At 52.5% G+C, this 22,313-nt stretch carries 15 protein-coding genes; 6 read left to right on the top strand and 9 right to left on the bottom strand.

Annotation, left to right across the window (positions count from 1 at the left end; translation table 11 throughout):
• The first annotated feature begins 3 nt into the window (after positions 1-3).
• From BMY16_RS00310 to BMY16_RS00300, 3 genes are read left to right on the top strand one after another with little or no spacing between them, the layout of a single operon-like run.
• The gene (locus tag BMY16_RS00310; protein ID WP_170835952.1) at positions 4-1,983 is read left to right on the top strand and encodes a glycogen debranching enzyme N-terminal domain-containing protein; all 1,980 of its coding nucleotides are present in this window, start codon (positions 4-6) and stop codon (positions 1,981-1,983) included.
• Positions 1,984-1,995: 12 nt separating this feature from the next.
• Positions 1,996-3,267: a glycosyltransferase family 4 protein gene (locus tag BMY16_RS00305; protein ID WP_091838539.1), complete on the top strand. Its 1,272-nt coding sequence runs from the start codon at positions 1,996-1,998 to the stop codon at positions 3,265-3,267.
• 36 nt (positions 3,268-3,303) lie between these two features.
• On the top strand, positions 3,304-4,674 hold the full coding sequence (locus tag BMY16_RS00300; RefSeq protein WP_091838536.1) for a glycoside hydrolase family 57 protein: 1,371 nt from the start codon (positions 3,304-3,306) through the stop codon (positions 4,672-4,674).
• 29 nt (positions 4,675-4,703) lie between these two features.
• On the opposite strand, the gene BMY16_RS00295 is transcribed toward BMY16_RS00300, so the two are convergent.
• From BMY16_RS00295 to BMY16_RS00280, 4 genes are all read right to left on the bottom strand, one after another.
• Positions 4,704-5,231: a hypothetical protein gene (locus tag BMY16_RS00295; RefSeq protein WP_139207070.1), complete on the bottom strand. Its 528-nt coding sequence runs from the start codon at positions 5,229-5,231 to the stop codon at positions 4,704-4,706.
• Entirely contained in the window at positions 5,212-7,263 is a 2,052-nt protein-coding gene (locus BMY16_RS00290) for a TonB-dependent receptor (RefSeq protein WP_091838531.1), read from the bottom strand. Before BMY16_RS00290 ends, BMY16_RS00295 begins: the two co-directional genes overlap by 20 nt.
• Before the next feature lie 112 nt (positions 7,264-7,375).
• Positions 7,376-8,197, bottom strand: coding sequence for a LytTR family DNA-binding domain-containing protein (locus tag BMY16_RS00285; protein ID WP_091838528.1), 822 nt, complete (start codon positions 8,195-8,197; stop codon positions 7,376-7,378).
• 21 nt (positions 8,198-8,218) lie between these two features.
• A complete protein-coding gene (locus BMY16_RS00280) occupies positions 8,219-8,932 on the bottom strand; it encodes a DUF2461 domain-containing protein (protein ID WP_091838526.1) in 714 nt (237 codons plus the stop codon).
• Between the two features lie 342 nt (positions 8,933-9,274).
• Between BMY16_RS00280 and BMY16_RS00275 the strand changes: the two genes are divergently transcribed.
• The 3 genes from BMY16_RS00275 (at position 9,275) to BMY16_RS00265 (ending at position 11,702) form a co-directional block, all read left to right on the top strand.
• Positions 9,275-9,691 (top strand): LPD3 domain-containing protein, encoded by a 417-nt coding sequence (locus tag BMY16_RS00275; RefSeq protein ID WP_091838524.1) that lies wholly within the window; start codon positions 9,275-9,277, stop codon positions 9,689-9,691.
• Positions 9,692-10,173: 482 nt separating this feature from the next.
• Positions 10,174-10,575: a hypothetical protein gene (locus tag BMY16_RS00270; protein ID WP_091838521.1), complete on the top strand. Its 402-nt coding sequence runs from the start codon at positions 10,174-10,176 to the stop codon at positions 10,573-10,575.
• A gap of 524 nt (positions 10,576-11,099) precedes the next feature.
• Positions 11,100-11,702, top strand: a complete 603-nt coding sequence (locus tag BMY16_RS00265; RefSeq protein ID WP_091838518.1) for a hypothetical protein — start codon at positions 11,100-11,102, stop codon at positions 11,700-11,702.
• 103 nt (positions 11,703-11,805) lie between these two features.
• Here BMY16_RS00265 and BMY16_RS00260 read toward each other — a convergent pair whose 3' ends face one another.
• From BMY16_RS00260 to gltB, 5 genes are read right to left on the bottom strand one after another with little or no spacing between them, the layout of a single operon-like run.
• Positions 11,806-14,019, bottom strand: coding sequence for a glutamine synthetase III family protein (locus tag BMY16_RS00260; protein ID WP_091838515.1), 2,214 nt, complete (start codon positions 14,017-14,019; stop codon positions 11,806-11,808).
• Positions 14,020-14,031: 12 nt separating this feature from the next.
• Complete coding sequence (locus tag BMY16_RS00255; RefSeq protein ID WP_091838512.1) at positions 14,032-15,270, bottom strand: LL-diaminopimelate aminotransferase; 1,239 nt, start codon at positions 15,268-15,270, stop codon at positions 14,032-14,034.
• Between the two features lie 38 nt (positions 15,271-15,308).
• Positions 15,309-16,112 (bottom strand): diaminopimelate epimerase, encoded by an 804-nt coding sequence (gene dapF, locus BMY16_RS00250; protein ID WP_091838509.1) that lies wholly within the window; start codon positions 16,110-16,112, stop codon positions 15,309-15,311.
• A gap of 28 nt (positions 16,113-16,140) precedes the next feature.
• Positions 16,141-17,511 (bottom strand): glutamate synthase subunit beta, encoded by a 1,371-nt coding sequence (locus BMY16_RS00245; protein ID WP_091839774.1) that lies wholly within the window; start codon positions 17,509-17,511, stop codon positions 16,141-16,143.
• 36 nt (positions 17,512-17,547) lie between these two features.
• Positions 17,548-22,041, bottom strand: coding sequence for a glutamate synthase large subunit (gene gltB, locus BMY16_RS00240; RefSeq protein ID WP_091838506.1), 4,494 nt, complete (start codon positions 22,039-22,041; stop codon positions 17,548-17,550).
• Positions 22,042-22,313 lie beyond the last annotated feature (272 nt).

Raw genomic sequence — 22,313 nt, 5'->3', positions numbered from 1 at the left:
ACTATGAGCTATTTACGATTAGAAAAAGCTGTGATGACTAACCTGCAGGAAAGTCTTCGTCGTGAATTACTCCGTACTAACCGTTCTGGTGCCTATAGCAGCTCAACACTTGTTGACTGCAATACGCGCAAGTACCATGGTTTGCTGGTAGTGCCTGTACCCGAATTAGACGATGAGAACCATGTGCTCCTGTCGTCGCTCGACTGTACGGTTATCCAGCACGGAGCAGAATTCAACCTCGGCCTGCACAAGTATCAGGGCAACAATTTCAGTCCTAACGGACACAAGTACATCCGTGAGTTTGATGCCAGCCTCGTACCTACGACAACGTATCGTGTGGGTGGCGTTGTGTTGAAGAAGGAAGTGATCTTCCAGCATTATGAGGACCGTATCCTCATCCGCTACACGCTGGTGGAGGCCCACTCGGCCACAACCCTGCGTTTCCGCCCGTTCCTCGCCTTCCGCTCCGTGCGCCAGTTTACGCACGAGAACAGTACTGCCAGTCGCGAGTACACACCCGTCGACAATGGTATCAAGACCTGTATGTATGCTGGTTATCCTGACCTCTTCATGCAGTTCTCGAAGAAGAACGAGTTCATCTTCCAGCCCGATTGGTATCGTGGTGTAGAATATCCGAAGGAGCAGGAGCGTGGCTATGCCTCTAACGAGGACCTCTACGTGCCTGGCTATTTCGAGATGCCTATCAAGAAGGGCGAGAGCATCATCTTCTCTGGCTCTACCTCGCAGATCAAGACCTCGACGCTGAAGAAACTCTTCGACGAGGAGGTGGCCGACCGTGTGCCGCGTGATAACTTCTACCACTGTCTGGTTACCGCCGCCCACCAGTTCCACTTCCGTGATCGCCGCAGTGGCACGATGGAGAAGATTGACAAGAAGGACGAGCGCTATCTGCTGGCAGGTTATCCCTGGTTCAAGGCCCGTGCCCGTGATACGTTCATCGCTTTGCCTGGACTGACGCTGGCCATTGGCGAGCGCGACTACTTTGAGCTGGTGATGAGAACCGCTGAGCGTGGCCTCCGTGAGTTCATGGAGGAGAAGCCCCTGTCGGTAAAGATCTATGAGATCGAGCAGCCCGATGTGCCCCTCTGGGCTATCTGGGCCATCCAGCAGTATGTGAAGGATGCTGGAAAGGACGAGGGGTATCAGCGTTACGGCAAGTTGGCCAGCGATATCGTTGACTATATCATCAAGGGCGGTCATCCCAACCTGCGCCTCGACGAAAATGGCCTGCTTTACTCCAATGGCCGTGACCGTGCTGTGACATGGATGAACTCCACTGCCAACGGCCGTCCTGTGGTGCCGCGTTCTGGTTATATCGTAGAGTTCAATGCCCTGTGGTACAATGCCCTGAAGTTCTGCGCCTCGATGGCTGCCGAGAAGGGCGATGCCCAGCGTGCTGAGGATCTGGAGAAGCGTGCAGAGCTGGCCAAGCAGTCGTTTGTCGACACCTTCGTCAACGAATATGGCTATCTGCTCGACTATGTCGATGGCAACATGATGGACTGGTCTGTTCGTCCGAACATGATCTTCGCCGTGGCCCTCGACTACTCTCCGCTCAATCAGCAGCAGATGAAGAACGTGGTCGATATCTGTACCCGTGAGCTGCTCACCCCGAAGGGACTGCGCTCGCTCTCTCCGAAGAGTGGGGGATACAATCCCATCTACGTGGGGCCGCAGACCCAGCGCGACTATGCCTACCACCAGGGAACAGCCTGGCCTTGGCTCGGAGGCTTCTATATGGAGGCCTGTCTGAAGCTCTACAAGCGCAGTCGCCTCAGCTTCATCGAGCGCCAGCTCGTAGGCTATGAGGATGAGATGGATTATCATGCCATTGGCACAATCTCTGAGTTGTTCGACGGCAACCCGCCCTTCCACGGACGTGGTGCCATGTCGTTTGCGATGAACGTGGCAGAGATCCTGCGTACGCTCAAGCTGATGGATAAATATTCATATCAAAAATAAGGAGGAACGTCTATGAAAGTATTAATGTTTGGATGGGAGTATCCTCCTCACGTATTTGGTGGACTCGCCACTGCTAACTATGGTATCTCTGAGGGCTTGAAGGCCCAGGGCGACATCGAAACGGTGCTCTGCCTGCCTCATCCCTTTGGTGATGAGAGCCAGCACGCCTGCCGTATCGTCGCCATGAACGCTGTGCCCATCGCCTGGCGCGATGTGGACTATGACTATGTGAAGAATCGTGTGGGTAACATCATGGATCCCGACTATTATTTCAAGCTCCGTGAACATATCTATGCCGACTTCAACTATATGAACGTCAACGACCTTGGTGCGATGGAGTTCGCTGGTGGTTATCCTGGCAATCTGCACGAGGAAATCAACAACTACTCGATCATTGCTGGTCAGGTGGCCCGCGCTGAGGAGTTTGATATCATCCATGCCCACGACTGGCTCACCTTCCCTGCAGGCATCCACGCCAAGCAGGTGAGTGGCAAGCCTCTGTGTATCCACGTGCATGCCACCGACTTCGACCGCAGCCGTGGTAAGGTGAACCCCACCGTCTACAGCATCGAGAAGAACGGTATGGACTGGGCCGACTGTATCATGTGTGTGTCAGAGCTGACGCGCCAGACGGTCATCAACCAGTATCATCAGGATCCTCGTAAGTGCTTCACGGTTCATAACGCCGTTTATCCGTTGCCCGATGAGTATCAGGCCATCCCTCGTCCCGACCATACGGGCAAGGAGAAGGTGGTCACCTTCCTGGGTCGTATCACCATGCAGAAGGGTCCGGAATACTTCGTTGAGGCTGCCACGATGGTGCTCCACCGTACCCGTAACGTGCGTTTCTGCATGGCAGGCTCTGGTGATATGATGGATGCGATGATCCAGCTCGCTGCTGAGCGCGGCATCGCCGACCGTTTCCACTTCCCTGGCTTCATGCGCGGCAAACAGGTTTATGAGTGCCTGAAGGACAGTGATGTCTATGTGATGCCCTCCGTCTCTGAGCCGTTTGGTATCTCTCCGCTGGAGGCCATGCAGTGCGGCACGCCTTCGATCATCTCGAAGCAGTCGGGCTGTGCTGAGATCCTCGACAACTGTATCAAGGTAGACTATTGGGATATCCACGCTCTGGCCGATGCCATCTATTCTATCTGCCACAACGAGTCGCTCTTCCAGTATCTGAAGGAAGAGGGCAAACGCGAGGTCGATCAGATCACATGGGAGAAGGTAGGTCGCTGGATCCGTACACTCTATCGCCGCACCCTCGGATGGGAAGAATAAAAGGTAAAAAAGTAAAAAGGTAAAAAAGTAAAAGTTATGAAAACGATTTGTTTATATTTCGAGATACATCAGATTATTCATCTGAAGCGTTACCGTTTCTTCGATATCGGTACCGATCACTATTACTACGACGACTACGAGAACGAGCGTAGCATCACCGACATCGCCGAGCGCAGCTATATGCCCGCGCTGAACACGCTCCACGACATGATCAAGGAGAACGGCAAGTACTTCAAGGTGGCCTTCTCACTCTCTGGTACAGGTATCGAGCAGCTTGAGATGCATGCACCGCAGGTTATCGCCAAGTTGCAGGAGATGAACGAGACGGGTTGTGTGGAGTTCCTCGCTGAGCCCTACAGCCACGGCCTCTCTTCACTGGCCAATCCCGACACCTTCGCTCTCGACGTGAAGAAGCAGTCAGCCAAGATCGAAGAGCTCTTTGGCAAGAAGCCTACCGTGGCCCGCAACTCTTCGCTTATCTACAGCGACGACATCGGTGCCCAGATTGCAGCCATGGGCTTCAAGGGTATGCTCACCGAGGGTGCCAAACACGTGCTCGGCTGGAAGTCGCCCCACTATGTCTACCACTGCAACCAGGCTCCCAACCTCAAGCTGTTGCTCCGCGACATCGAGCTGTCGGATGATATCTCCCTGCGCTTCAACAACTCTGAGTGGGACGGTTATCCCCTCTTTGCCGATTCTTATATCGACCGTATCGCCCGCCTGCCCGAGGAAGAGCAGATCATCAACATCTTCATGGAGCTCTCTGCCCTGGGTATCGCCCAGCCGCTCAGCAGCAACATCCTCGACTTCATCCACGCCCTGCCCGCATGCGCCAAGGAGAAAGGCATCACCTTCTCTACGCCTACGGAGATCTGCAAGGCCTGCAAGAGCGTGAGCCAGCTTGACGTGCCCGACACCCTCTCTTGGGTCGACGAGGAGCGCGACTGCAGCTGCTGGTTGGGTAACGCCATGCAGCACGAGGCTTTCAACAAGCTCTACTCTGTGGCCGATCGTCTGCGCATCGCCAACGATCCCCGCATCAATCAGGACTGGGATTATCTGCAGGCTTCCAACAACTTCCGCTTCATGACCACCAAGCCCTCTAATGTGGGTCTCGATCGTGGCATCTACACCGGACCGTTTGATGCCTTCACCAACTACATGAATATTCTTGGCGACTTCATCAACAGAGTCAACGCCCTCTATCCGCTCGACATCGACAACGATGAGCTCGAAGGCCTGCTCACCACCATCAAGAACCAGGGTGATGAGATTGAGATGAAAGACAAGGAGATCACTCGCCTGAAAGCCCGCCTCGAGAAACTCGAGGGCGCCAAGCCCAAGGCAGAGAAGAAGCCTGCCGCCAAGAAGCCGGCAGCCAAGAAAGCTGCTGCTAAGAAGTAAAGAAAATCGGGGCCTGCGCCCCGATTTTTTTATTGCTGTTGTCTCATGCCCTCAAAGAACTTCTCCTGCAGCTGTCTGGCCAACTCGTTGGCAGGGTTCAGCTTCAGCGCCTTCTCGTAGTTCTCCATCACCTGCATGTAGTAACGCTGTCCGTTCTGGGCAGGGTCCTGTACGATGCGCACCATATAGAGGAATCCCTTCAGCGTGCAGAGATCGCTCTGGTCTGCCTTCGCCATCGTCTCCATCTTGGCGATGGTCTGCTCCGTCTCTGCCAGCAGCCCCTCCGTAGGCTCTGCCTGTGGATTCAGCACGGCGTAGTAGAGACTCTGCAGTGCCATCTGATACTTGGGTGCCACGCTGTCAGGATACATCGCGTCGATACGCTTCATCTCTGCCACGCAGTTCAGAAACGTCTCAGGCTTCTGCTGCTCGATCTTCATTAACGACTGGCCTATCAGCTGCTGCATGGAGGCAGACTGCTGGGCATTCACACACACTGATGCCATCATGAAAAGGGCGATGGCTAACACACGATGATTAAAAATTTGAAATGTCATACGCTTTATTATTTTTAAGTGAAACAAAAATGCCGATATAGAAGAAACGGTCTCTGTTGGCTGTGATGGCCTTACCGTCGGCTTCGTAGCCGAAGATGTTGGTGCGCCCCAGGATATTGTTCAGCGAGGTGTAGACAATCACCTTCGGACTCACCAGCCATGTGATGTTCGCGTCTATACTATTATAATAAGGTGTATCGCCGTTGGCGTAGTGGCGCTTGCTGGCATACGACTCTGAGAGTCCGATGATGGTCTTGCCAAGGGCGTATTTCAGCGACAGGCGCAGGTTGTGGCGCGAGGCGTAGTGGGGTGTCTGTGGCGTGGCATAGTCGAGATAGAGCCGTTCTGAGTCGTTGAACGAGTAGGAGAGGGTGGTGGTCAGATGCTTCACCAGCGAGTGGTTCTCCACGAAGATGTCCAGTCCTCTGCTTGTGCCGTAGCCCTCGGCGGTATAGATGCCCTCGCGCAGCAGAGGCAGATGGCGGTACTTCTTGTAGTAAGGCTCTATGCGCAGCAGCGTGCCGTTGGTGCTGTACTGCATACTCAGGATGGCATGGTCGGCAGTGCTCTGTCGCAGTGTCTCGCCACTCATGGCGATATACTCGTCGTTGGCTGTCTGACTGTAGCACCCCACCATGGCCGACAGCTGGAAACGCTTGTTGGGCACATAGCTCAGCGTGGCGCGTGGCATCAGCAGCCAACGGCCGTCGTAGGTGGCGTTCTCCAGACGGGCCGAGAGGTTCAGAAACAGCTTTGGCACCAGACGCAGCTGGGCGTCCGTATGGGCAGCCAGCAGCTGGTAGTCCAGTCCGTAGCCATCGCCCTCATAGCGCTTCGTGCTGTGGCGGATATAATCCTCCACCCCTGCCGACCATTTCAGCACAGGTGAAAATACCTTCCTCAGCTCCCCCTTCAGGTGTACCTCGTTGCGTGTGTTCTCATAGTGGTCGCCCAGGGTGAGTGCGTCGTCGATATGGTTGATCACCGTCGAGTTGGCCATGCCTGCAAAGAGCGTGTAGCCGTGGCCAATGTTCGTCTTCAACGTGGCGTTGGCATAGACGTTGTGCTCCGTCATCGACAGGCTGCGCTCGTCAATATGCTGTCCTACTGAGGTCAGGTCGTAGCCCACATACGTCTTCAGCACCGTGGCCGATGAGAAATCCGCCTTATACTGCGCCTCAGCCGAGAGCTTACGGTAGGGACGTGTCCACTCGAAACGGTCGGGGGAAAGGGCATTGTAGATATCCATGCTCGTCAAGTCGGCATTAAACGACAGGCTACTCTTGCTGAAGGCCTTCGTACCGCCAATGTTCCAGTCCACGAGCGATCCGCTCACACCCAGCTTGTCGCCTGTAGCCACATCGGTGGTCTCCATGGGCAACACCGACGAGAGGGCCTGTCCGTACTCACCGCTATAGCCTCCCAGAGAAAAGTTGATGCCCTTGAAGAGGAAAGGCGAGAAACGTCCTCGTGAGGCGGTGTTCTCCACGTTTGTAGAATAAGGAACGAGCACGTGCATGCCATTCACGAAAGTCTGGCATTCGTCGCTCTCACCGCCACGAACGTACAGCTTTCCGTCCTCGCCCACCTTCTGTGTGCCAGGCAACGACTGCAGGGCTGCCACGATGTCACCACACGAGTTGCCGCTCATCACCACGTCGTGGGCATCCATCGTCTTGAAATGGTCGCTCTTTCCGAAGCTGTAGGTGCTGGCTGTCACCACCACCTCGTCGATGGCTGTGGCCCGCTCCTTCATGCGGATGGTCAGTCCTGTGGGCTGTGTGGTGGTCAGCGTGTAGTCTTCGAATCCCATAAACGTGGCGCGCAGAGTGAGCTCACCCGTCTGGCTGGTCTTAAACGAGAACCGTCCCAGCGAGTCGGTCATACACCCGTCGATGGTTCCCATAATAAATACGTTCGCTCCTGCGAGCGGTTTGCGCCCGTCGGTGACTGTACCTGTAACGGTGGTCTGACTCCAGGCGTTGAGGCCTGTGAGCAGCATGATGATGATATGTGCAATCTGTTGTTTCATGCTGCAAAGATAAGCACGAAAACAATACCCTCCAAATTTGGGGGACAGACGACTAAAACCTCTGACAGATAACTAATCCGCCAGACGAATGACTAGAAAAAAGGACGAATGACTAAGCGATAAACGACCGCAGTTTAGGGACGTAAGTACGCGAAACGGGCACGATTGTGGGGCACTTTCCTAACTTCAGCTGGTAGCCGTTCGAATTACCCTGAGCCGAAGAGATATTATTCAGGTTCACCACAAATGAGCGGTGACACTGGAAGATGTTCTCATAGTCCTTCAGGTCGTCAAGCACGGCAGCCAGCGTGGTGTGCAGCTCCGTCGTGATGTTCTTTCCCTCCTTCATGTAGCTCACCGCCACATTGTTCTTCTGTGCCTCGATATACAGCAGGTCGTTGATGGGCAGCTGCAGATCGTTGCCCCTCACGTTTGTGTCGTGGATGGTTACGCTGATGTCCGTCTGCTGCTCCGTGGTCTTGTCGAGCAGCATCTCCAGCTGGTTGCGCAGGTGGCGGTAGTAACTCAAACTGATGGAGCACACCGTCACGATCACGCCGATGATCAGCGTCCAGTAGAGAAACAGCAGGAAACTACTGAATGTGATGGAGAAATCAAACACCACCGAACATACCAGATAGTTACCGATGCTCACCAACAGTATCAACAGCAACACCGTCACTGCCTGGTGCCAGATGCGCCATGTCGCCACACGCCGGTATATAGGCTTATGCACCTGCCCGAACAGCAGACAACACCCAAAGGTCACTGCGCCAAACAGCAGCGCCAACAATAGCTTGTTGCCCTGATACATGTTGAATCCAAACGGCTGTAGCAGGAAGAGAATCAGGAATACGATGGCACTATCGATGATGCTGTCTCTCAGCCAGTGGCTGCTCTGCGGAAAGGGATATTTTCTGGTCAGTATCGACATGGTTAGGTTCTTTATCTGGTTCTACTCATAGTCGTCGATCACGGCATTCATGAAGTCCATCATCGGCTTCGCTGCACGGAACATCTTCTCTATCTCGTCCAGCCAACCGTCGCCCTCGAAGAAATCATTGCTCACGGCGTGCCAGCAGCAGTAATCCTTCAGGCGCAGATAGTCCACGTGGGGCCAGTCCTTGGGAAATCCTGCTGGGCAGGTCTTCAGCTTCGTCAGTCCGAAGCCCTGTGGCTGGTCCCACGCCGAGACGTTGTCTGCCACACCCTGAGGCGTACCGAAATACTCTTTGAAATCCTCGCGCTCCACACATCTGAGCCACTCGGCCGTGTTCGCCATCATCTCGTTGCGACATGCCGTCAGGATATTCGTGGGCAACCAGTAGTTTCCCACCGCCACCAGACAGTGGTCGGGCTCCAGGTGTATGTAATAGCCGCCTCGCAGGGCCTTCTTGCCTTTAGCGTTGATGTAGGCCCCCATGTGGTTCTTATACGGTGATTTATCTGCCGAGAAGCGTGTGTCGCGATAAAAACGGTACGTGCAGTCCTTCACCGCCACGTGTACGATCTCCTCGTCGAATGTTATCACGCGCTCTATCGCCTGGGCCACACCACGCTCAAACTCTGCCTTTGCGGCCTCATACTCCGCCTTATGCTCCTGAAACCAGGCTCGGTTGTTGTTCGCCATCACCTGTCGGAGAAACCTGATGATTCTTTTCTGATCCATAATCGCCCACAAAGGTAGTGCAAAAAATCGAAAAACCAAATATTTATCATGAATAATTTGGGCTCGTTGATTTATCTCTATATTATAATAAGGTGGCGAAAACTAAATAATTCCTAATTTATTTGGTGGTGTCAGAAAAACACTTTAATTTTGCAGACAGAATGTTCAACTCTTAATTTTAAGATTATGATTCAAACATACACAACACTTTTACGCCAAATCAAATCGTCTGAAATTACGAAATCGCCAATTTCGCAATTGAATAAAAATACAAAAACGAATAATTTGGCCATATTATAGAATTGTAGTAATTTTGCATTACAATATAAAGATTAAACATAAATGGACTTCAAAGAAATACCTACCGACTGTTCTAGGGAAGCGATAAAGATAAGAGAGAAAATAATAAAAGACTATTATGCCCAATGGATTTCTGAACATCCAGATAAGAAAATTTGGAATAAGAACCTTGGTGCATATATCCACATAAAGTTTCTCTCCATTAATGAAACCTACGAGAAAGCATCTCGTAGATACGAATCGACACTTGCAGTATTGAACCTTACTGAAGTGTTAGAAAAGGCAGTTAAGGTAGGCGAGTGTCCTGCAAAACGCAATACAAGGAACCAAAAGCAGTTTGAGAAATTGTATATGATGCAATTTGGAAATGTAAAATTGACAGTAGGCCTTCAACGCTCAAATCAGGAACTGGTACAATACTGTATAACGGTTCCACAACAACAATCCAAGGTAAAATAACAAAGCCACCACATCCGAAGAGTGATGGCTTGTAAAGGTGAGGCTCGAAACGACCATAAAGGCCATAAAGGTTGTCATCCTTTCTGCGAAATCCTCAAATTGACGGTGCAAAGTTAGCATATTTTCTTGAATTTACAAACTTTTTTGAGAGAATTTTTTAATAGTGAGGGAAAATTAGGCATTGTGGCTGCACATCGTGGCTTTAACCTGCCCAAATTTGGGCTCGTTGATTTACCTACCATAACAAGCAAAATATATCTTTTCTATAAAGAAAGTTAAATCTTGAGGGGGTGATACGACTTATGATACACCCCTACCTTATATTTGCACCCAGAAACAAGATTAAAGCGTATGAAGATTGTAAGTTACAACATTAGCTACATGCTGATACACTTGGTGCCATTGTTGGCAGCATAGCAGAAGCTATCTGGGGAATCCCCGAGAAAATAAAGAAACAAGCTCTATCATTCCTCGATGACAGGATGAAGAGCCTCTTGCGAAAATGGAAGAGGAGTAAACTGATAAAGACTATCTCCCTCAAGGAGTTCACAGAGAAGTATATCAATTACTTCCTTAACGATTTTGATCCTAAGTCAGCATCTTATTATGACCTGTTCGATTCTCCAGATTTTCCTGATGAATGTTGGAGCTTAGGTTTTGATATGGATTGTGGCGAAAGCTTTACTATGACTTATGGGCGAGAGGCGTGGCGATCAAATAAAGGTTTATCATCAATGATCAACGAAATGAATAACCTTGAGGCTTTGGGCTCAGGTCTTTTCTCAAAATGGAGATACTTCAATCACTGGGCCTATGAACACGCTACTGAGGAGGATAAGAATTGGTTCCTCATGATATTGAAGCGTATGCAAACATTAGTATAACAAAGGATTTAACTCATCTACTTCAACGTTTCTTTCTTAGTAAAACAAGTTGTTTTACTTTGCTTTAGATAGTTTCTTTCATCATAAGAGATAGTCTTAACGAGAACAAAACAATTTGTTTTGTTCTTGTTCTCTTATTCTCTATACGCATAAGATAATATAGTAATTAGAAATTAACTGACACTTCTTACACTTCTGCTATAACACACTGACTTCCAGTATGTTGTGGACTTATAGAACTAACACCTAACTGACACCCGAACTGACACCTAAACAAATATTTTAACTTATTGCAAAACTTCTTTGAAAATTTAGGTGTCAGTTCGGGTGTCAGTTAAGTGTCAGATACAAATCTCTGTAATCGTCTTATAATCAGTTGATTATAGCAGAAGTGTAAGAAGTGTCAGTTATGTTTTTTTTTCTTGTAGCTGATGATTATTAATATGATGGTTAAAAGAGAAAAGAAAGTGCTAAATAATCTTGCTTATTTGCTGAGTATCGCCCTAAATGCGTAAATTTGCACCATGATTCGCAAGATATTGTTCACCGCTCTGCTGTTGCTGACAGCCCTCACGTCGAGGGCTCAGGAGACGCTGCTGCCTGACTCCACGCTCCATCTGCCTCCGCTCAACAACCTTGGGCAGATGCACTACATCAACCGTTGGCCCATGAGCTACGGCCTGATGGGCTATCACGACTGGGACTTGCATCGGGGGCTGAACGTGAACCTTGGTGCCAGCGTCTTTACGGGCTTTGGCAAATACGCTCCCAGTGGGGCTGGCTTCTCCCAGAACGTGAGTGGCATGTATGCTCTGCCCTTCAACGACAAGCTGTCGCTGGCCATCGGAGGCTACTTCCTCAATGCCGACTGGGGTGGCAGGAATCTTCGTGATGCGGGACTGAGTGCCGTGCTCGGCTACAAGTTCAGCGACCGTTGGGAGGGCTATCTCTACGGTCAGAAGTCGCTCATGCGCCCCAAGGTTCCCTTTCCTTATTATAATATGATGGATTTAGGCGACCGCCTCGGTGCCGCCCTGAAATATAATTTCAGCCCCTCCTTCTACATCCAGCTCTCCGTAGAAGGCCGCAAGCAATCCTATGCCCTCCCTCCATATCAAAGCGACTGAACCAACAAATCGAGTCCCCCATTTTCCTGTTTTTATGAATAAAACGACTCCGCGCTGTCGCAGCGGGGAGTCGTCAGAATTGAATGCCTTAAAAATGGCTTATTTATCGTATAAACAGCAATTCGCGATACTTCGGCAGCGGCCAGAGGCTGTCGTCGACGATGAGCTCCAGCTTGTCAATCTGGTAACGGATCTCGTCGAGCTTTGGCTCAACCTTGTCGTGGTAGGCGATGGCCTTCTCATGCTCGTCGTCAATCTTGTTAGCGAGCTTACGGGCGTTGACAAGTTCCTCGACACCTTTCTCAATGGCGCTGGTGCGCTCGGCAATCTCCTCGATAATCTTGAGGTTGCGGGCGTTGAGCTTCTCGGCCTTGTCGATGGGGAAGACGGTTGACACGCTGTCGACATTCTTCAGCAACTGGCTCTGGTAGGTGGTGGCCACGGGGATGATATGGTTCATCGACAGGTCGCCCAATACACGGGCCTCAATCTGAATCTTCTTGGTGTAGGTCTCCCATTTCACCTCGTTGCGGGCTTCCAGCTCTTTCTTGGTCATCACGCCCAGACTCTCGAACATATCAATGCTCTCTTTGTCGAGGTAACGCTCGAAGATCTTCGGGCAGCTCTTCTCCACGTCGAGACCACGCTTCTCGGCCTCGATGACCCACTCGTCGCTGTAGCCGTTGCCGTCGAAGCGGATGGGCTTACAGGTCTTGATGTCCTCGCGGAGCACGTCGATGATGGCGTGGAACTTGGCGCTGTGGTCAGAGCCAGCGAGCTTCTTCTCGAACTCAGGGATGCGGGCGTCGACGCGCTTCTTGAAGTCGGCGAGGGCCTCGGCTACGGCACTGTTGAGGGCGATCATGGCGCTGGCACAGTTGGCCTCAGAACCTACGGCACGGAACTCGAAGCGGTTGCCAGTGAAGGCGAAGGGCGACGTACGGTTACGGTCGGTATTGTCGATGAGCAGCTCAGGAATCTCGGGGATGTCCATCTTCAGACCCTGCTTGCCAGCCATGGAGAGGAAGTCCTTGTCGGCTTTCTCGATGTGGTCGAGCAGTTCGCTCACCTGCTTGCCGAGGAACGATGAAACGATGGCGGGAGGTGCCTCGTTGGCACCCAGACGATGGGCGTTGGTGGCGCTCATGATAGAGGCCTTGAGCAGTCCGTTGTGCTTATAGACACCCATCAGCGTCTCGACGATGAACGTGGCGAAGCGCAGGTTGGCCTCGGCGGTCTTGCCAGGGGCGTGGAGCAGAATGCCGTTGTCGGTGCTCAGCGACCAGTTGTTGTGTTTTCCGGAGCCGTTGATGCCTGCGAAGGGCTTCTCGTGGAGCAACACGCGGAAACCGTGTTTGCGAGCCACCTTCTTCATGAGCGACATGAGCATCATGTTATGGTCGACGGCGAGGTTGGTCTCTTCGAAGATAGGAGCGAGTTCAAACTGGTTGGGGGCTACCTCGTTGTGGCGGGTCTTACAGGGGACGCCCAGTTCGAGGGCCTGGATCTCGAGGTCGCGCATGAAGGCTGCCACACGCTCAGGGATGGCGCCAAAGTAGTGGTCGTCCATCTGCTGGTTCTTGGCAGAGTCGTGGCCCATGAGGGTACGGCCTGTGAGCAGCAGGTCGGGACGGGCGGCATAGAGTCCCTCGTCCACGAGGAAGTACTCCTGCTCCCAGCCGAGGTTGCTCTGAACCTTCTTCACGGCGGGATCGAAATAGTGGCATACCTCTGTGGCAGCTACGTTGACGGCATGCAGGGCGCGCTTCAGCGGAGCCTTGTAGTCGAGGGCCTCACCGCTGTAAGAGATGAAGACGGTGGGGATACACAGCGTGTCGTCGATGATGAAGACGGGCGATGTGGGATCCCAGGCGGAGTAGCCACGGGCCTCGAAGGTGGAGCGGATACCGCCAGAGGGGAAGGAAGAGGCATCGGGCTCCTGCTGTACGAGCAGCTTACCTGTGAACTCCTCTACCATGCCGCCCTTGCCATCGTGCTCGATGAAAGAGTCGTGTTTCTCGGCCGTTCCTTCCGTCAGAGGCTGGAACCAGTGGGTGTAGTGGGTAACGCCGTTCTCTACGGCCCACTGCTTCATGCCTGAGGCCACAGCATCGGCGATATCACGATCCAGACGGGCACCATTGTCCATCACATCGATCATCTTCTCGTAGACCTGCTTCGGCAGGTACTTGTACATCTTCTCACGATTGAAGACCTTCTTACCAAAATACTCGTAAGGTCTCTCACTTGGTGTTTTTACGTCGAGGGGCTTCTTCTTGAATGCCTCACCGACAACCTGAAATCTTAATGCTTCCATAATTGTGTTGTTTTAATGTGACTTAGTCCAATTTTCTATTCTCGTTAATGCTTCTTCTGTTAACTCGTGACTGCCAAAGGCGGTGAAGCGCACGTAGCCCTCGCCACTGGGGCCGAAGCCGACGCCTGGGGTGCAGACCACATTGGCACCGTAGAGCAGGGCCTCGAAAAACTGCCAGGAGCCCATGCTGTCGGGTGTGCGCATCCAGATATAAGGAGCGTTCTCACCACCATAGACCTCGTAGCCGAGTTGGCGCAGCTTGGTGAGCATGCGGTGGGCGTTGTCCATATAGTAGTCGATGGTCTGCTGGATCTGTTGCTTGCCCTCTGGGGTATAGATGGCTTCGGCGGCGCGCTGGGAGATGTAACTGGTGCCATTGAACTTGGTGCACTGTCGACGCAGCCAGAGCTGATTGAGCGAGATGCGCTCACCCTCGAAGGTAGAGACGCTGACTTCCTTAGGAACGACGGTGTAGCCACAGCGGACGCCTGTGAAACCTGCTGTTTTCGAGAACGAGTGGAACTCGACGGCACACTTGCGGGCACCACGGATCTCGTAGATCGAGCGGGGTATCTCGGGGTCGCGGATATAGGCGGCATAGGCGGCATCGTAAAGGATGAGGGCATCGTTCTTCAGGGCGTAGTTCACCCATTTGCGCAACTCAGGCTTGGTGATGACGGTGCCTGTGGGGTTGTTGGGATAGCACAGGTAGATGACATCAACGGGGCGGCCCTTGGGCAGTTCTGGCACAAAACCATTCTCTGCCGTGGTGGGCAGGTAGCGCACATTGGTCCAGCGTCCGTCGCGGTAGGTGCCACAGCGGCCAATCATCACGTTGGAGTCGATATAGACGGGGTAGATGGGGTCGGTGACACCAATGAAGTTGTCCCAATGGAGCAGCTCCTGGAAGTTGCCAGTATCGCTCTTTGCGCCGTCGTTGATGAAGATTTCGTCGATATTGAGGTGTACGCCACGTGGCAGGAAATCGTTCTTGAGGATGGCTTCACGGAGGAAGTCGTAGCCCTGTTCAGGACCATACCCGCGAAAGCCTTTGCTGGTGCCCATTTCGTGTGCAGCCTTGTGCATGGCCTCTATGACGGCTGGTGCCAGTGGCTGGGTGACGTCGCCGATACCCAGGGAGATAACGTCGGCCTTGGGGTGCATCACCTTGAAGGCATTGACCTTTTTGGCAATGTCGGCGAACAGGTAGTTGTTCTGCAGGTTCAGGAAATGAATGTTTACTAAAGCCATATGTTATTAATTGAAAATTGAAAATTGAAGATTGAAAATTAAATTTCGATGTTGCCGTCGAAGACGAAGGCTGCGGGGCCTGTCATGTAGACGTGATTATCACTTTTGCACCACTCGATGGTGAGTGTGCCACCATCCATCACGATCTCTGACTTACGACCAGCCTTGCCTGTGAGGGCGGCAGCTACAGCCGTGGCACAAGCACCTGTTCCACAGGCCAGGGTGATGCCACTGCCACGCTCCCACACACGGGTGCGGATGGTGCCGTCGGCCTCCACATGCGCAAACTCGATGTTACAACGCTGGGGGAAGGCAGGGTGATTCTCGAGCACGCGCCCTGATTCACCCACCTGATCCACATTGTCAGTGAAGATCACGTAGTGGGGGTTGCCCATGGAAACAAAGGTACCCTTGCCTGTGGCGCGCGAGCCAATGAACTGCTCTTCGTTGTTGAAGACAGGCTCGAGCATGTCGACGGTGACGCTTTCTACGATGCCATTGCTGACGTGTAGCTGGAGGGTCTTGACGCCAGAGAGGGTCAGCAGACGGATCTCTTCCTGATTGGTGAGGCCGCGCTCGTAAAGGTATTTCCCGATACACCGCGATGCATTGCCGCACATCATGGCTTCAGAACCGTCGGCATTGAAGATGCGCATGGAGAAGTCGGCCTCAGGGATCGAGGATTTTCCGATGAGCACCAGTCCGTCGGAGCCGATGCCCTTATGCCGATCGCTCCAGGCAATCGCAGCTGCCACAGGGTCGGCGATGGGATGGCTCATGGTGTCGACATAGATGTAGTCGTTGCCGCAGCCGTGCATCTTGGTGAATGGGATCCTAATCATATTATTACCTTTTTACTTTTTTACCCTTTTACCTTTTTACCTTTAAAAACTCGTTTACTCTCAATGCTGTCTGCTTACCGCTGGCCATGGCGCGCACCACGAGTGAAGCACCATTGGCAGAGTCGCCGCAGACGAAGACATTCTGGGGATACTCAGGATGTTCGGGCTTCAGGAATCCCATGGCGAGGAGCACGAGCTCGGCCTTGATAATCTCTGGCTTGCCTTTCTCGACCATGATGGGGCGACCACCCTCTGGATTGGGCTTCCAGTCAATCTCCTGCACCTTGACGCCAGTGAGTTTGCCGTTTTCGCCTATGAACTCGAGGGTGTTGATGTTCCAGCGACGTGTACAGCCCTCTTCGTGACTCGAGGTGGTTTTGAGCGTGCGGGGCCAGTTGGGCCAGGGGTTCTGGGGATCCTCGGGACCCTCCACAGGCTTAGGCATGATCTCAATCTGAGTGACGCTCTTACAACCCTGACGATGGGCTGTACCAATACAGTCGCTACCCGTATCACCACCACCAATCACGAGTACGTCTTTGCCCTTGGCGGTGATGCGCTCGTCCTTGGAGAATTCTATGCCTGCCAGCACACGGTTTTGCTGTGAGAGCAGTTCGAGGGCGAAGTGTATGCCTTTGAGTTCGCGGCCAGGGGCCTTCAGATCGCGGGCGGTAGGCGTGCCTGTGGCGATGACGTAGGCATCGTAGGATATCCTAGGATTGCCTAGATTTCCTAGGTCCTCTAGGGCTATGGCTGTGCCATAGCGGAACGCAATGCCTTCGGCCTCGAGGAGGGCGATGCGACGATCGATGATGGCCTTGTTGAGTTTGAAGTTGGGGATGCCATAGCGGAGCAGTCCGCCAGCGGCCTCATTCTTCTCGAATACTGTCACGCTGTAACCCATGAGGTTGAGATCGTTGGCTGCAGCGAGTCCTGCAGGACCAGCGCCAATGACGGCCACCTTCTTTCCATTGCGTACGATGTCGGTGTGAGGCTGGATGAAACCTTCACGGAAAGCAGCCTCGATGATGGCACACTCGTCTTCACGATTGGTGGTGGGCTCATGGTTAAAACGGTTGAGCACGCAGGCTTTCTCGCAGAGGGCAGGGCAGATACGACCTGTGAACTCTGGGAAGGGGTTGGTGCTGGTAATCAGACGATAGGCAAGCTCCCAGTCTCCTTTGTAGAGGGCATCGTTCCATTCCGGAGCCTTGTTGCCCAACGGACAAGCCCAGTGACAGAAGGGCACGCCACAGTCCATGCAGCGCGAGGCCTGCAGTTTGCGTTCGCGAGTGTTGAGCGTCTGTTCTACCTCGCCAAAGTCGTGGATTCTATCGTGAATCGGACGGTAACCCGCCTCCTGGCGGTGTATCTCTAAAAATGCTTTTGGATTTCCCATTTTATCTATTGAACATTGATGATTGAACATTGAACATTAATAGTCGCGCTGGATATTTGCTATCTTCTCCTGCAGCTTTTTGTTCTGCTCTTCCTGCAGCACGCGCTTGTACTCGATAGGTACCACCTGGATGAAGTCCTCGATGTAACGCTGCCAGTTGTCGAGCATCCGACCTGCGAGGGCGGAGCCTGTGTGCAGATAGTGCTGACGGATGAGCTCTAACAATTCCTTGCGCGATACGGAGTCCTCAACCAGCGAGAGTTCTACCATATCCATATTACAGAAGTAGTCGAAAGTGTGGTCAGGGTCATAGACGTATGCCACACCACCACTCATACCTGCAGCGAAGTTACGGCCTGTCTTGCCTAATACCACCACACGTCCGCCAGTCATATACTCACAGCAGTGGTCGCCTGCACCCTCAATGACGGCAATGGCACCAGAGTTGCGTACGCCAAAGCGTTCGCCCACCTTACCATTGATATAAAGCTCACCAGAGGTGGCGCCATAGAGACCCGTATTACCAGCGATGATATTGTCTTCTGCCTTGAAATCCTCACCACTACGTGCTGGGGGAAGAATCGAGATGCGACCGCCTGAGAGTCCCTTACCGAAGTAGTCGTTGGTCTCACCTTCGAGACGGATGTCGAGCCCCTTCACGGCAAAGGCTCCAAACGACTGACCTGCCGAGCCCTTGAACTTGATCTTGATGGTACCGTCAGGAAGTCCTGCCTCACCATATTTCTTGGCGATGACACCACTCAGCATCGTACCCACGGCACGATCGGTATTCTTGATGGCGTAGTCGAGGGTGATCTCCTCCTGATCGTCGATAGCCTTCTGGGCAGCGCGTATGATCTCCTCGTCCTTTACACCTGTTACCTTGGTGTAGGCGCCACGATCCCAGTAGAGGTTCTTGTCTGTCTCGGGCTTATGCAGCAGACGGGCAAAGTCGATGGTCTGCTGTTTCTCAGTAGCATGTTCCGTTTTCACCTCGATCAGCTCCGTGTGTCCGATAATCTCTTTCAGACTCTTCACACCGATCTCTGCGAGGTATTCACGCACCTGTTCTGCGAGGAAGGTGAAGTAGTTGACTACATACTCTGCGCGACCTTCGAAGTGCTTACGCAACTCGGGGTTCTGAGTTGCCACACCCATCGGACAGGTATTGGTGTTACACTTGCGCATCATCACACAGCCCAGCACAATCAAGGGCAGCGTTCCAAACGAGAACTCGTCGGCACCGAGCATTGCCATGATGATGACATCCTTGGCGGTCTTCAACTGACCATCCGTTTGAAGGCGTACCTGATTTCTCAAACCGTTGCGTACTAGCGTCTGCTGCGTCTCTGCCAGTCCGATCTCAGGAGAGATACCTGCGAATCGCATGCTCGAAGCAGGTGAGGCACCAGTACCACCCTCGGCACCAGAGATCACGATGAGGTCGGCCTTAGCCTTAGCCACACCAGCGGCAATGGTTCCCACGCCACTCTCTGCTACCAGTTTCACGCTGACAGCAGCTGTCGGGTTGATATTCTTCAAGTCGAAGATGAGCTGTGCCAGATCCTCAATCGAATAGATGTCGTGATGGGGCGGGGGAGAGATGAGCGAGATGCCTGGGATGGCATTACGCGTCTTGGCGATGATCTCGTTGACCTTGAAGCCTGGCAACTGTCCTCCCTCACCAGGCTTTGCGCCCTGTGCCACCTTAATCTGTATCTCCTCAGCATTCACCAGGTACTCGGCTGTGACACCAAAACGTCCACTGGCAATCTGCTTGGTCTTACTGGAGAGGCTTACACCATCCACCTCTGTATGATAACGGGCATTGTCCTCACCACCCTCACCAGTGTTGCTACGGGCACCCAGCTTGTTCATTGCCAGAGCCAGTGCCTCGTGGGCCTCGATGCTCAGTGCACCAAACGACATCGCACCTGTTACGAAGTGCTTCACGATGCTCTCCACGGGCTCCACCTCATTGATAGGTGTGGGTTGGGCAGCCTTCTTGAAGCCGAAGAAATCGCGGATGAAGATAGGTGATTCTTTCTCATCGACAATCTTGGCCCAAGCCTTGAACTTGTCGTAGTTGCCCTGACGGGTAGCCAACTGCAACTGGGCGATGGTCTCTGGGTTCCAGGCGTGCTTGATGCCGTCCTTACGCCAGGCAAACTGTCCCTGGTTCTGCAAAAGCGTTTGATTCTTGGCAGTCGCATGCAGGGCAATGGCATCACGTGCAATCTCCTTCAGACCAATGCCACCAATGGTGCTCACCTCTGTGCCGAAATAGCGGCGCAGCAGGTCTTCACTCAGTCCGATGCTCTCAAAAATCTTCGCACCACGGTACGAACGGATGGTGGAGATACCCATCTTCGACATGATCTTCTTCAAACCCTTATCCACCGCCTTGATGTAGTTTTTCTCTGCAGTGGCGTACTCCTCCTGAATCTTGCCACGCTTCACGAGGTCGTCGAGCACGGCGAAGGTCATGTAAGGACAGAGGGCACTGGCACCGTAGCCCAACAGCAGGGCGGCGTGCATCACCTCACGTATCTCACCGCTCTCCACAATCAGTGCTGTCTGCACACGCTTACCCACACTGATCAGATAATGGTGGACAGCAGAGACAGCCAACAGACTTGGAATCGCAGCGTGGGTCTCGTCGAGATCGCGATCGCTCAGGATGATGTAGTTCACCCCCTCATCAACACTCTCCTCTGCCTTCTTACAGAGGTCGTCGAGTGCCTGGCGCAGGCCTTCTTCACCTTTCTGAATCTCGAAGAGAATAGGCAATTTCTTGGTGTTGAAACCCTTGTAGCGGATATTGCATAATATGTCGAGTTGTGTGTTGGTCAATACGGGTTGTGGCAAGCGCACCATCTTACAGTTAGAGGCATCTGGTGTCAGGATGTTCGTACCTACCGCCCCGATATACTCTGTGAGACTCATCACCAGCTCCTCGCGGATGGGGTCGATGGCAGGGTTCGTGACCTGCGCAAACTGCTGACGGAAATAATTAAAGAGTATCTGCGGACGATCTGAGATGACAGCCAACGGGGTGTCGTTACCCATCGCTGCCACAGGCTCCTGACCAGCTGTGGCCATGGGAACGATGGTCTTGTCGATATCCTCCTGGCCAAAGCCGAAGGTGACGAGCTTCTGCTCGTAGTTGCTTACCCCGTTATCAACCTTGCGGCCACTCTTCAGCTTCTCCAGCTGCACACGGTTCTCGTTGAGCCACTCCCGATAAGGATGAGCCTTTGCCAACTGCTCCTTGATCTCGCCGTCGTAGTAGATTTTACCTTCCTGCGTATCAATCAGTAGGATCTTGCCTGGCTGCAAGCGACCTTTCGATACCACATCACCAGGTTCGAAGTCCATCACACCCACCTCAGAGGCTACCACCATCATACCATTCTTGGTAATCGTATAACGGCTGGGGCGCAAACCGTTCCTGTCGAGCATACCACCCGCATAACGGCCATCGCTGAAGAGCAGGGCAGCAGGACCGTCCCATGGTTCCATCAAGATGGAGTGATACTCGTAGAAGGCCTTCAGATCCTCGCTGATGGGGTTCTTGTCGTTGAAACTCTCAGGTACGAGGATGGCCATGGCCTGTGGCAACGAGAGTCCGCTCATCATCAGGAACTCAAACACGTTGTCCAGACTGGCAGAGTCACTCATGCCCTCCTGCACAATCGGGCGCAGGGTCTTGATGTCGCCCAGTGCCTCACTGTTGAGCACGCTCTCACGGGCTTTCATCCAACCGCGGTTGCCTCGGATGGTGTTGATCTCGCCGTTGTGTGCTAACAGACGGAAAGGCTGGGCAAGTTTCCATTTTGGAAATGTGTTGGTTGAGAATCTGGAGTGCACCAGCGCCAGTCCGCTTGTAAAGTAATCATTCGACAGATCGGGGAAATAGCGACGCAACTGTCCGCTGGTCAGCATACCTTTATAGATGATATTCTTGTTCGACAGAGAACAGATATAGAAATCCTCGTCATCGATACGGTTCTCTATCCTTTTCCTTATTTTATATAATGTACGATCGAAGGTATCTACCTTGTCGTCTGTAACGCCAGTGATAAATATCTGTTTGATGTCAGGTTCTACCTCGCGAGCTGCGGCGCCCAGTACCTCCGGATTTGTGGGAACTGTTCGCATGTGCATCAGTTGCAAGCCTTCTCGCTCAATCTCCTCGATCATCACACTCAGGATCTCCTGCTGGGCCTTCTCCTCTTTGGGCAGAAAGACAAGACCTGTACCATATTTTCCCTTCTCGGGCACGGGAATACCCTGCAACAAAATAAACTCATGGGGAATCTGAATCATGATACCGGCACCGTCGCCCGTCTTGTCTCGCGTCTCAGCACCACGGTGCTCCATGTTTTCCAATACCTTCAGTGCATTGTCAACAAGTTCATGGCTCTTGCCTCCATGGATGTTCACTACCATACCCACGCCGCACGCGTCGTGCTCGTAGTCTGGTTGGTATAATCCTTTGCTTGATAGTTGCTGTTTACTTTTTGTCATATTATTATTGCTAAATCTTTCTTTTGTCCTGATTTCGGGTGCAAAGGTAATACAAAAAGTTATTAAAACAATTATTTTTATAACATTAATTTTGTTGGAATTCGCACACAAATATCATTTTGCCTTGATTTTGATTGTTTTCGTAACAAATTGATAGTAAATTCTCGTGATTGGCGCTTGATAGTTTACACTTTGTCATTTCGACCGCCTCCCGTCATTTCGAGCTTAGTCGGGATGACAAGGGGCAGACGAACTTCATCGTCTGCCCCCAT

The sequence above is a fragment of the Prevotella sp. ne3005 genome (assembly GCF_900110085.1).
In the GTDB taxonomy this organism is placed as follows: domain Bacteria; phylum Bacteroidota; class Bacteroidia; order Bacteroidales; family Bacteroidaceae; genus Prevotella.
This window is presented reverse-complemented; position numbering and strand designations above follow the sequence as displayed.